9 protein-coding genes, 1 rRNA gene and 1 other annotated feature are annotated in these 12,763 nt (G+C 39.2%); of the genes, 2 read left to right on the top strand and 8 right to left on the bottom strand.

Annotated elements, in window-relative coordinates:
- Window positions 1–20 precede the first annotated feature (20 nt).
- Window positions 21–1,430 carry a TcaA 3rd/4th domain-containing protein gene (locus DDE80_RS09710; RefSeq protein ID WP_108307462.1) on the bottom strand — a complete coding sequence of 470 codons (1,410 nt, stop codon included), beginning with the start codon at window positions 1,428–1,430 and terminating at the stop codon, window positions 21–23.
- 234 nt (window positions 1,431–1,664) lie between these two features.
- On the opposite strand from DDE80_RS09710, the gene DDE80_RS09705 reads away from it, so the two are divergent.
- Window positions 1,665–4,568, top strand: coding sequence for a YhgE/Pip domain-containing protein (locus DDE80_RS09705; protein WP_108307461.1), 2,904 nt, complete (start codon window positions 1,665–1,667; stop codon window positions 4,566–4,568).
- 45 nt (window positions 4,569–4,613) lie between these two features.
- Here the strand turns inward: DDE80_RS09705 and serS are convergent, their stop codons facing one another.
- The 4 genes from serS to pdxS form a co-directional block, all read right to left on the bottom strand.
- The gene (serS, locus tag DDE80_RS09700) at window positions 4,614–5,891 is read right to left on the bottom strand and encodes a serine--tRNA ligase (protein ID WP_108307460.1); all 1,278 of its coding nucleotides are present in this window, start codon (window positions 5,889–5,891) and stop codon (window positions 4,614–4,616) included.
- 49 nt (window positions 5,892–5,940) lie between these two features.
- Window positions 5,941–6,154, bottom strand: a binding site (T-box leader).
- Between the two features lie 31 nt (window positions 6,155–6,185).
- A complete protein-coding gene (locus tag DDE80_RS09695; RefSeq protein WP_108307459.1) occupies window positions 6,186–6,710 on the bottom strand; it encodes a GNAT family N-acetyltransferase in 525 nt (174 codons plus the stop codon).
- A gap of 12 nt (window positions 6,711–6,722) precedes the next feature.
- A complete protein-coding gene (locus tag DDE80_RS09690) occupies window positions 6,723–7,265 on the bottom strand; it encodes a glycerol-3-phosphate acyltransferase (protein ID WP_108307458.1) in 543 nt (180 codons plus the stop codon).
- 97 nt (window positions 7,266–7,362) lie between these two features.
- Window positions 7,363–8,220 (bottom strand): pyridoxal 5'-phosphate synthase lyase subunit PdxS, encoded by an 858-nt coding sequence (gene pdxS / locus DDE80_RS09685; protein ID WP_108307457.1) that lies wholly within the window; start codon window positions 8,218–8,220, stop codon window positions 7,363–7,365.
- Window positions 8,221–8,315: 95 nt separating this feature from the next.
- Here pdxS and pdxR point away from each other — a divergent pair, with 95 nt between their 5' ends.
- Window positions 8,316–9,710, top strand: a complete 1,395-nt coding sequence (gene pdxR, locus DDE80_RS09680; RefSeq protein ID WP_108307456.1) for a MocR-like pyridoxine biosynthesis transcription factor PdxR — start codon at window positions 8,316–8,318, stop codon at window positions 9,708–9,710.
- Window positions 9,711–9,726: 16 nt separating this feature from the next.
- Here pdxR and DDE80_RS09675 read toward each other — a convergent pair whose 3' ends face one another.
- From DDE80_RS09675 to rrf, 3 genes are all read right to left on the bottom strand, one after another.
- The gene (locus DDE80_RS09675; RefSeq protein WP_108307455.1) at window positions 9,727–10,971 is read right to left on the bottom strand and encodes a serine hydrolase; all 1,245 of its coding nucleotides are present in this window, start codon (window positions 10,969–10,971) and stop codon (window positions 9,727–9,729) included.
- Window positions 10,972–11,027: 56 nt separating this feature from the next.
- Complete coding sequence (gene guaB / locus DDE80_RS09670) at window positions 11,028–12,491, bottom strand: IMP dehydrogenase (protein WP_108307454.1); 1,464 nt, start codon at window positions 12,489–12,491, stop codon at window positions 11,028–11,030.
- Window positions 12,492–12,653: 162 nt separating this feature from the next.
- Window positions 12,654–12,763: ribosomal RNA gene (rrf, locus tag DDE80_RS09665) — 5S ribosomal RNA — on the bottom strand; the annotation flags it as partial.

The following is a 12,763-nucleotide window of genomic DNA, read 5'->3' as shown; positions in this document are numbered from 1 at the left end:
GAAAAATTGTACTTTTTAAGTTAGTTGTTTTCTGTCACATTGTATACGACATAATTATTTGTAACATCGAGATGTAACTCATACGTTCTTGTCACCGTTTTTAATACGCTTTGATCATCTGCACCTGTGTAATAATACTCCTCAACCGTTGTGACAAAAGCTTTGTCTACATCAATCACGGTATTTTGATTTGTGCTGCTAATAAAATTATATTTAAACTGCTCTATCGCTCGTGGTACAGCAAAGTAAGCTTGCATTTTTTGTTCGTATGCCGAACCTTCTACAAGATATGTTTCAATCGGCTTAATCGTGTTGGTGTTAAGGGCACGCTCATAGACGCGACGATAGCGCTTCACAAAACTCTCCGCACTGCTCTTGCTAATTTTACCTGATGATTTTGTTGTATTGTCCTTACCTACCGTTGGGAAGGTTAAATCAGCTACTTCACCTGGCTTTAAATATTTCGTCGCCGTGCGTACTTTTTGCCCTTTATCATTCGTATACTCTGCATACACACGTACCGTATTTTTAACAATTGGTCCTAATTCACGCACTTCAGCCACTGTCTTGTCAGTTGGCTCGTCATTAATAAATAGCATGCTATCAGGTACGTTAGATTTTAGACGCGCTACTTGATTCCACGACATAAAGTCTAATTTAGCTCCTTGCACACTGTTAGGTACCCGCAATGTTTTTGGGTAATCACGTGAAATCCATTTATTCGTTACAAACACAGTATAAGGATAGTCACCAGGCAAAAACTTACCTAACTCAATATCATGCCCTCTAAAAATATATTCATTATCAAGTAAATCTAATTTAACTCCCTGCATATCTGTAACAATTTTCGTGTCATAGGTTACAGGAGCAAACGTAACGGTTTTATAAAACCCCCATTTTTTTAGTGGGCGCACTTCAAATACCGCCATCGCATCATTAAAGTCAGTCGCTGGCACATTAAACATCTTTGGCGTATTTGTATCAACTACTTCTTGGGCAACTGCTACTAATTTCTTTTCAAACTGGCCGTCCATTTCGCGATCTACATTAAAAAGAAACTTCATATATGTTTTTTTATCGTATGTTACGTCTTTGTCTAACACTAACATATCAAAAAATTTATCAGTATTAATATTTGTGTACGCATGAATAAGCTTTGTCACTTGTCGCTCTGGCGTAAGACTTGCCCGAATCGTACTATGCATAGCAATAAGTAACACAAAAACGACAATCACTGCTACTAGCAAGCGCTTCTTCCAAACTGGCATTTTTTCTTTAGCTAAGAAAGCTGGTCGTTTGTTGGCGAGCCTTTCTTTTAGTGTAGTTGTTATGACTGCGCCTTCTATTGTTAAATCATTACCACAAGTAGGACAGAAGCTCGCTTTTTTCGGTACACTAGCGCCACACTGCGCACAATTTCGCTGTATCATAACGGACCTCCCCCGTATATTTTATTTTAGTAATATATCATTATTACGATTATATCAACATCTATAACGTATCATACGATATATTTTACAACATTGCTCATGATTTCCTAAGCCATTTTTTACACGCTATAATTTTGCTAGCAAGTCTGCTAGCTTTTTTCGTTTTTTTGTTATAGGATTGTTAAGAAGTATGCTATATTACATAGTCAGTTTTGTTAGAAAAGAGGTTTTTTAATGAAAAAAATCCTTTATATCGCAAGAACCGACATTAAAAATATCGTAACTAATCCAGCGGCTATTATCGTAATTGCCGCTCTTGCTTTTTTACCTTCTTTATATGCTTGGCTCAATATCGCTGCCTCATGGGATCCTTACGCTAATACACAAGGCGTCTCTGTCGCAGTTGTAAGTTTAGATGAAGGTGCCGAAATTCAGGACGAAGAAATCAATATTGGTGATGAGATTGTCGTCTCCTTAACCAAAAACGATAAATTAGGGTGGCAATTCGTCTCTGAGGACGATGCAATCGAAGGTGTAAAATCCGGAGAATATTATGCTGCTATTGTAATTCAACGTGATTTTTCAGAAAAGCTCACGAGCGTTATCTCTGATGACATTCAAAAGCCACGTTTGGAATATTACATTAATGAAAAAGTAAATGCTATCTCCCCTAAAGTTACGGGCTCGGGTGCATCTGCTATCGTTGAAAATATTCGAGCAAATTTCGTAGAAGAAGCGAATAAATCAGTAATGACCATTTTTAATACACTCGGTATTGAATTAGAGGAAAACCATGTAGATATTGAAAATATGCGTGACAAGCTTTTTGAATTAGAAGAAGCTTTACCTGATTTACAGGCACAATTGCGTCTTGCACAACGCGACTTAGATTTAGCTGACTTCTCTATTGATAAAGCACACGACGGTCTTGACCGTATTAATGATATCGATGACCGTGCTAAACGCTTAAACCGTGATTTAGAACGCGTCTTAAAAGAAAGTCAAGAATCCGTCGATAGCACGATTGAATCTATTACAAAAAAACTCAAATCATCTCAAGATACATTCCGTAAAATCCCTGACTCCACAAGTGAGATTGCTAAAAAAGGGGAAGATTTAGACAACCTTATCGCTTCATTGCACGACCGTCAAGATGGACTCGATGATGTATCACAACGCATTAATGAAATTTATGAGTTTTTGAAAGAATACGATGAAAACTGGAAAGAATCCTCGACAATTGTAGAGATGATGGGGCGCTTAAAAGAAAATGAGCAATCCCTGCGCAATGCGTCTCAGGAGCTTCAACAAATTATTGATAAATTACAAAATGGTGGACACCCTACAGTAGAGCAACTTGGTAACATTCGTGACCGCGTACAAGGAATGATTGAAAATACCGATAAAATTATCGCGGATTATAATGATGTCATTTTACCGCGTTTAAAAGAGCTTGCACAAAGTCTTAAAGACCGAGCAGCTTCTATTGATCGCGTGATTACGCTAAATAACGAAGCTATCGCTTTAATTGATGAACTGCTTGCAGGTGGAGATCCTTCTAATAATGCGGGTTTATTAGAGCAATTAGATAAAATTGCCGAACAAATTGGCACGATTATCGGTGCCGACACGTCATTTATACAAGATGCTATTGCGGGAGCTCAACAAGGTACAACAGAAGGCTTAAAAATCGCGAAAGAACAGCTGGAGTTAACGAATAACTCTTTACGTAAATTACAAGACCGATTAAATGCCTTTGAACAAGATGTTGAACGATTAGATGAGCGTCTACAAGATGCCTTCTCACGTATTCAACAAGCTCAACAAGACCTACTGCATACTGTACGTCTATTAGAAGATGCTGCTCAAAATCCAGAAGGCTCTATTAAAGTATTAGAAGCCGCTGTAGGTTTGCTTAACAGCTCAGCAGATGCTATGCAAAATATGTACGCTGGCCTTGGTCGCTTCCAAGACTTTGTTGACTCTGACACTGTGACGAATGAAATTAATCGTCTATTAGATTTCCGTGATAAACTAGAAAATACGAAAGACTCTCTCGACAATATGATTGAGCGTATCGAAAACACAAAAGAATCCGGCAAAAATGTATTGGATAACATTGATGAAAGCGCAATGAATATGGTCAACTCACTACAAGATATGATTGATTACATCAATGATGAACTAGGACCTAAATATAAAGACTTAACAAATAGTGGTATTGATACGTTACACGACATCACAAAAGTGCTAGATGATGTTAACGGCAAAATCCCTAAAGTCCGAGATGGTCTCGAAAAAATCCGAGATGGTGTTGGCGTTGGTCAAGAAAAACTCGACTATATTAATGAACATTTCCCAGAAGCAGCTGAGGCTATCGAAAATGCCGCAGACCGCATTCGTGAAATCGAAGAAAAGGGCGACCTTGATGACTTTATTAATATGTTACGTAATGACCCAAGCCGCGTGAGTGACTTCTTTGCAGAACCCGTTATTTTAGATGAGCATAAGCTCTACCCTATCCCTAACTATGGTTCAGCTATGAATCCATTCTATACTACGCTATCTTTGTGGGTAGGTGCACTCTTAATGGTATCTTCATTAAAAGTAGACGTAGACCGTAAAGAGCGCTTTAAAAGTTACCAAACGTACTTTGGTCGCTTAATCACATTTTTAATGATTGGTATCGCACAATCATTTATCGTAGCTATGGGTGATATCTTTATTTTAAAAGCCTTTGTCGTAGATAAATTATTCTTTGTGTTATTTGCGATTATTATTAGTATTTCCTTTGTAACGATTGTTTATACGCTTGTTTCTGTATTTGGTAACACAGGTAAGGTACTAGCCATTATCTTAATGGTTATGCAGCTTGGTGGTTCAGGTGGTACATTCCCAATTCAAATGGCGCCAGAGTTCTTCCAACGTATCCATGCCTTCTTACCATTTACACATGCGATTTCTTTATTGCGTGAGGCAGTTGGTGGCACCGTTTGGAGTGTCGCAGCCGTACACATTGCATACTTGATTGTTTATATGTTGCTAGCAATCACTGTGGGTGTCGGCTTAAAACAATTCTTTAACCGCTCAAGCGATAAATTTATGGAAAAAGCACAAAAGAGTAAAATCGTTATTTAAATTACAAAAGAGGTGTTGGGCAATTGCCCAACACCTCTTATTTTTTTACTTTGTAATGGCTTCAATGCCACCCATATAAGGACGTAGCACTTTAGGAATCACTACAGAGCCATCAGCCTGCTGGTAGTTTTCTAAAATCGCAGCTACTGTACGACCAATCGCAAGACCTGAGCCATTTAACGTATGCACATACTCTGGCTTGCCTTTTGCTTCACGACGGAAGCGGATATTAGCACGACGCGCTTGGAAGTCTTCAAAGTTTGAACATGAAGAAATTTCACGGTACGTATTTTGTGCTGGGATCCATACTTCTAAATCGTATTTTTTAGCTGCTGTAAAGCCTAAATCAGCTGTACACATTTTTAATTTACGATAAGGTAGTTCAAGCAGCTGTAAAACCTTCTCCGCATGTCCTGTTAATAACTCTAATTGTTCGTAAGAATCTTCAGGCTTAACAAAGCGTACAAGCTCAACTTTATTAAACTGGTGTAAACGAATTAAACCACGTGTATCGCGACCTGCAGAACCCGCTTCAGAGCGGAAGCATGCGCTATACGCTGAAAAGGCTTGTGGTAACATATCGGCTGATAAAATTTCGTCACGGTAGAAGTTTGTTACAGGTACTTCAGCTGTTGGGATTAGGTAGAAGTTATCCTCCGTTAGTTTAAATAAATCTTCTTCAAACTTAGGTAGTTGACCTGTGCCTGTTAAGCTGTCGCTGTTAACAATCATCGGCGTTTGCATTTCTTCATAGCCATGCTCTTCTACGTGTAAATCCATCATAAAGGCAATTAACGCACGTTCTAAACGAGAGCCTAAGCCACGGTAAAATAAGAAGCGGCTACCTGTTACTTTAGCTCCACGCTCGAAATCTAAAATATTTAAGTCTGTACCAAGTTCCCAGTGAGGTTTAATTTCGAAATCAAATGCTGGCACATCTCCCCATTTTTCCACTTCGACATTATCGTCTTCTGTAGTGCCTACTGGTACACTTTCATGTGGGATATTTGGTAAGCGCATCATCATATGTTTAAATTTATCCTCAACTGCATTTAATTGTTCGTCTAGTGCCTTAATATCTTCGCCTACTGCACGCATTTTAGCGATTGCTTCATCTGCATTTTCTTTATTGCGTTTCATAATAGAAATTTGTTCAGATGCTTTATTACGTTCAGCTTTTAGCACTTCACCTTTTGCAATGAGTTCACGGCGTTTTACATCTAGTGCTTCAAAATCATCAAGATTGCCTAAATCTTCATTACGTGTTTCTAGCATTTTCTTTACTTGTTCAAAATTTGCGCGTACATATTTAATGTCTAACATCGTATTCCCTCCAATTTTTCATACGAAAATAAAAAAAGCCCTACATCCCAAAAGGGACGAGAGCTACCCGCGTTGCCACCCTAATTAACCAGCATTATTTGCTGGCTCACTCGTATTAGTAACGGCTTCTCAACCGGCTACGGCTTACTTTATTCAACCGAGCAACTCAAGGACGGATTCACAACTGTTTTTATTAGCTCACACCAACCGCTAACTCTCTTAAAAAAACGAAATTTGCTACTACTTCCTATCTTCGTACCTACCTATAAATTTGCCTTAATTGTACTATAGCCGCTACCTTTTCGCAACTTGAGCTAAAAAATTATCACGTAAAATAACATTTAACTGACAAGGTTCTCCTGTTATTTTTTCAATTGTAATTAAATCAATAGGATAGCGTTTTCCTACATCCATTGTGACATAGCCGAGTTTCTCTTGTGCCTTTAATGAACGTATATTACGCTTAGCTGCACCTGCAAATACGCGCTTTAACTCCAGTACGTTAAAGGCATAAGCTAACACAGCCGACTTTGCCTCCTCATTATAGCCAAGCCCCCAGTACTGCTCACCTAGCCACGTGCCAATGTGTGCACTCTCTGCCGAAATATCTTTTAGCGTAATGACGCCAATTAACGTATCACCATCAAAAATCGCACGAGAGTATTGCCGCTCGTCCGTCGTTACATGCCATATAAATTTTTTTGCTCCTTCTACCGTTACCATATCATCAGGTAAACCTAGTGCTTCCTTTACTGCAGGTTGCGATGTTAAAGCACTCATCGCCTCAGCGTAACGCTCGTCATGTTCTCGTAAATTCATTTGATTGCCTCCTCATTTATCACGTTGCGCGGCAATTACTAGTAAAAGCACCGCACCTCCTAGTAGTACAGCTGTTGTTAACTCCTTCGTTAACAAATAACTCGCTAGCGGAATAATAATAAATCCTAACCAGCCTGCTACAGTAGCAGAGGCTCTTACTAACAGTGCAACAGCGCAAACACTTAAAAATACCACCAAAAGCATTGGGTTAAACGCTGTTATGCCACCAATAAATGTTGCGACTGCTTCTCCACCTTTAAACTTGCGATAAAAGGGCGCAATATGCCCTGTCATTGCACTTAATAAACCTACTATAATAAACTCCTCTGATAAGCCAAGCAAGCGACCCACACTAATCGCTACTATCCCCTTGCTCGCATCACCAAGCAGTGTAAGTATAAATGCCGTTTTACCATACACACGCCCCATATTGCGTGCACCTGGATTTCGACTGCCACGCTCTCTAATTTTTCCATCATATAATAAACGGCTCACCCACTCTGCCGTTAACAATGTGCCCACAATGTAGCAACTTAGTACATATATCATCGCCATAGCTATGCCTCCCAATTCACTAGAGTCCCTAACTATATCATGAGCCAAGACATAAGAAAAACGAGGCGTGTATCATCACCCACCTCGTTTTTTCACTTTACCAACCACGCTCTTGCATACGCTCAGTTGCGGCTAATGTAGAAATTTCGATACCCTTCATAGGCTCGCCTAAGTCCTTAGATAGCGCGGCAATTAATGCATAATCCTCGAAATTTTTAGTAGCCTGCACAATAGCTTTCGCAAATTTTTCAGGATTTTCGGATTTAAAAATACCTGACCCTACAAAAACACCATCCGCACCTAATGCCATCATTAATGCGGCATCTGCAGGCGTTGCTACACCACCTGCTGCATAATTCATTACTGGTAAACGCCCTCGCTCTTTAATAGCGACTAAAATCTCATAGGGTGCTCCTAAAATTTTAGCTTCTGTCATAAGTTCTTCTGGTGTCATAGCTACAATGTTTCGTACTTGCGCATTTACTTTACGCATATGGCGTACAGCCTCCACAATATTACCTGTACCTGGTTCGCCTTTCGTACGTAACATCGCTGTCCCTTCACCTAAACGACGCGCAGCTTCACCTAAATCACGGCATCCGCATACAAATGGCACACTATACTCACGTTTTAACAAATGAAACTCATCATCTGCAGGTGTAAGTACTTCACTTTCATCAATATAATCTACGCCCATTGCCTCTAACACACGCGCTTCTACAATATGCCCAATACGTGCTTTAGCCATAACAGGTATTGTCACAGCACCCATAACTTCCTCCATTATCGAAGGGTTAGCCATACGCGCTACACCACCCGCCTTACGAATATCCGAAGGCACTCGCTCTAGCGCCATAACAGCTACAGCGCCTGCCTCCTGTGCAATTTTAGCTTGCTCTGCATTAATAACATCCATAATGACGCCAGCATATGGCATTTGTAATTTTTCATTCATTATAAAAAACCTCCCAAAGTTTTCTTACAATTTAGTATACTAAGTATTGACCACATTAAAATAATCAGTTAGTAACTAAATAAGGAGGTCAGTAAATGGATATGTTATTATTTTCGCTTGATAAAACAAGCGGAACCCCGCTATACGAACAACTTTACAATGGCATTAAAGATGCCATCATTCAGCAAAAAATTAAAGTAGCCGAAAAACTACCCTCTAAGCGAAAATTGGCTGATTTTTTAAACATTAGCCAAACAACGATTGAATTAGCGTATGCACAGCTCCTAGCAGAGGGCTATATCAGCTCTAAAGCACGCGTAGGCTATTTTGTAGAGGCACTCGATGAATTACCCTATATTGAGATAGCAACGCCTAAAACGCATTTTAAACCGTCTTTTATACCCAGCTACCGCTATGATTTTAATCCAAGCTTTATTGATACAGCTAACTTCCCTTTTAGCACATGGCGTAAATATGCGCGTGACAGTTATGACGAAGCAAATGCCCACTTATTATTAGCAGGCGACGCCCAAGGTGAGTACGCATTACGTACAGAAATTGCTGACTACTTATATCAATCACGTGGTGTACAATGTCAACCTGAACAAATTGTCATTGGTTCAGGTACAGAGCAACTCTTACCAATGCTTATTCGATTATTTAATCACTACACCGTATTTGCACTTGAGCACCCTGGCTATCCTTCTGTTGCGCGTATTTTACGCCAACACAATCGCACACCTTTACCCATTAAAGTCGATGAGGAAGGTATACAAGTACAGGCGCTTGAACAAACAAATACAGATGTTGTTTACCTCACGCCATCGCACCAATTCCCAACTGGTGCTGTATTATCAGCCACTCGTCGTACACAACTACTCAACTGGGCAGCTGCTTCCCCCTCACGTTTTATTATTGAGGATGACTACGACTCTGAATTTCGTTATACAGGTAAACCCATCCCAGCACTACAAGCATTAGACGCTAATGATAAGGTAATTTATATGAGTACCTTCACTAAATCCTTAATGCCGTCCTTACGTGTAGCTTACTTTGTATTACCATTATCTTTAATGACTACGTACAATAAGTTATTTACGTATTACTCCTCTACAGTGCCACGCTTTGACCAGCATATTGTAGCCAACTTTATGCGCGATGGTCATTTTGCTAAGCATTTAAATCGTATGCGTAAGGTATACCGTAAAAAACATAATGAGTTAATCGAAGCATTGCAACACTATCCAGATGTAAGCATTAGCGGCTCACAAGCCGGCATGCATATTGTGATAACTATTGCGCATCAGTCTGAACAACAACTCTTTGAACAAGCAAAAAAAGCTGGTATTGCTGTGTATCCAATGTCACGGTACGCCATACGCTACGAACCTACAACCGCAGCACAATTTTTATTAGGCTTTGGTGGCTTAACTTCAATTGCTAAAGCTGTAGATGATTTAATGCACGTTTGGCAAATAAAAAAGGTTTGAGCATTGTGCTCAAACCTTAAAATAAATTAGCAACAAAATCGCGGATAGTTTGCCAAAAGGTACTAAAATAATTGCCTAATCCCTTCGACACATCCTTAGCTTTACTAGCATAAGATACCTTCATAGTAGATGTAGCCTCCACTGCTGGCGGCTCATATAAATAATTGAGTTCCTCCACTACAGTATGTCCTACTGGTGTTCCAGTTGTAATTGTAGTTACATCTGTATACGGCTCTACCTTAGCATGATAACTAGCACCTTTTTCAGCTAAAATTGGTACTGCTTCACTCTCAACTGTTACAGTGTCCCCATTAATTTGGACGCTGCTCTGTTCAGTTGCGATATTTTCTTTTGTAAAATCAGCAAAGCCATGTTCAAATAATTCTTTCATTGTACCAAAGCGACCTGCATAGTTACTATTACCTTCTTTATCTTTCGCATTTAATACAACTGCAATTAAACGCTGATCATCTCGCTTCACTGTACCGATAAAACACTGCCCTGCAAACAGTGTATTACCCGTTTTCAGACCGTCAACGCCTTCATATTCATATAAAAATCCCGGTAGCATATAGTTCCAACTTGTCATTTCCACAACTGAAGATGTACCAGCACCAAACACCTTACGAGGTAGCTTCGTTACTTCTACTATTTCAGGGTAATCTTTCATAATGGAATAACCTACTTTAGCTACATCTTTCGCTGACATCACATTTTCATCATTTACACCTGTACCCGGTACATGATGACCTTGTAAATCACTGTTATTTAACCCTGTAACATTTACAAAGTGGTAATGCTCTAATTGTAAATCGCTCGCTTTCTTATCGATAAGTGATAAAAAATCAGCTTCATTCCCTGCAATGAATTCAGCAATTCCTACCGTCGATGCGTTAGCCGAGAAAATTAATATTGACTCATATAATTCTCTTATCGTGTATGCGCGCCCTTCTTCTAACATGACATTGCCCAAGTTCATGTCCATAGATAGTTCATGCACGCGTTTTGACACGGTATACGTATCTTCCCATTTAATTTTATCTGCCCGAATATGATCTAATAAAATATAAACCGTCATTAACTTACTCATACTAGCTAAACCGAGTGCGCTATTTGCATTTTGTTCATATAAAATTTGTCCCGTATCAGCATCTAGTAAAATAGCGCCGTCTGCATTTACTTTAAAATTATCTTCTGTTGCAAACGCTTGAATAGGTAATAGTAGCATTATACAAAGACCTATGAGTAATTTTTTAATCATAACCCTTACCTCCAAAAAAAAACACTCTTTTAGGACACTAAAAGAGTGTTTACATTTTATCGTGAGTAGTTAGGTGCCTCTTTTGTAATTTGAACGTTATGTGGATGAGATTCTAGTAAACCTGCACCCGTCATGCGTACAAACTGTGCTTCTTCACGTAAGGCATGTAAATCTTTAGTACCGCAGTAACCCATACCTGCACGTACACCACCAACTAGTTGGTGAATTGTATCTGCTAATGGTCCTTTATAAGGTAAACGACCTTCAATACCTTCTGGCACTAATTTTTTAGCGTCTTCTTGGAAGTAACGGTCTTTTGAACCTTTTTCCATTGCGCCAACTGAACCCATACCACGGTAAACTTTAAAGCGACGACCTTGGAAGATTTCAGTATCTCCAGGAGCCTCAGTTGTACCTGCTAATAAGCTACCTAGCATTACAACGTGGCCGCCTGCAGCTAAAGCTTTAACGATATCACCTGAAAACTTAATACCACCATCGGCAATGATTGTTTTACCTAGTTCACGCGCTACAGCCGCACAATCGTAAATGGCAGTAATTTGCGGCACACCTACACCTGCAACAACACGTGTTGTACAAATAGAACCTGGGCCAATACCAACTTTTACTACATCAGCACCTGCTTCATATAAAGCACGAGCTGCTTCACCAGTTGCTACGTTACCTGCGATAATTTCTAGTTCAGGATAAGTTGCACGGATTTTTTTCACTACTTCAAGCACGCCTTGAGAGTGACCATGTGCTGTATCAATAACGATAACGTCTACTTGTGCTTCTACAAGCTTTTGTACACGAATGTCTGTGTCTTTAGAAACACCTACAGCTGCGCCTACTAGTAAACGTCCTAATTTATCTTTAGCTGCATTCGGGAATTCCATAACTTTCTCAATATCTTTAATTGTAATTAAACCTTTTAACGTGCCATCTTCAGCAACGATTGGTAATTTTTCAATTTTATACTGTTGTAAGATTTTTTCAGCGCCCTCTAAAGTAGTACCTACTGGTGCTGTAATTAAATCTTCTTTTGTCATTACGTCGTCAATTTTTAATGAATAATCTGAAATAAAACGTAAATCACGGTTAGTAATAATACCTACTAATTTTAAATCTTCTTGGTTATTTACAATTGGAACACCTGAAATTTTATATTTCCCCATTAAATGCTCTGCATCAAAAACTTGATGTGTTGGAGTTAAAAAGAATGGGTTGGTAATAACACCATTTTCAGAACGCTTAACCTTCTCTACTTCTTCAGCTTGTTGATCAATGCTCATGTTCTTATGAATAATACCTAAGCCACCTTGTCGCGCCATAGAAATCGCCATACGTGATTCTGTAACAGTATCCATACCAGCACTTACCATAGGTACATTCAATTTGATTTTTGGTGTTAGTTGCACAGATAGACTTACATCTTTCGGTAATACCTCCGAATGAGCCGGTACTAATAATACATCATCAAATGTTAAGCCTTCTTTAGCAAATTTCGTTTCCCACATTTCTTAAACTCCTCCTATATTTAAAAGAATATTATTCATAAGATTAACAATGCAATGCCGGACTGTCAAGAAACTTCCTAATAAAAGATTATTCCGACTATTGTAAGCGTTATTATATACAAAAAAACGAGCAGCTCCTAAGAGTTACTCGTTTTTTCTATTGCCTAGCGATGTTCTACTCTCGCAGGGGCTAACCCCAACTACCATCGACGCTAAAGAGCTTAACTTCCGTGTTCGGTATGGGAACGGGTGTGACCTCTTTGCCATTATCA

The organism is Metalysinibacillus jejuensis (genome assembly GCF_003057615.1).
Classification (GTDB): Bacteria; Bacillota; Bacilli; order Bacillales_A; family Planococcaceae; genus Metalysinibacillus; species Metalysinibacillus jejuensis.
The sequence above is the reverse complement of the archived record's forward strand: the minus strand, read 5'-3'. Positions and strand labels throughout refer to the sequence as shown.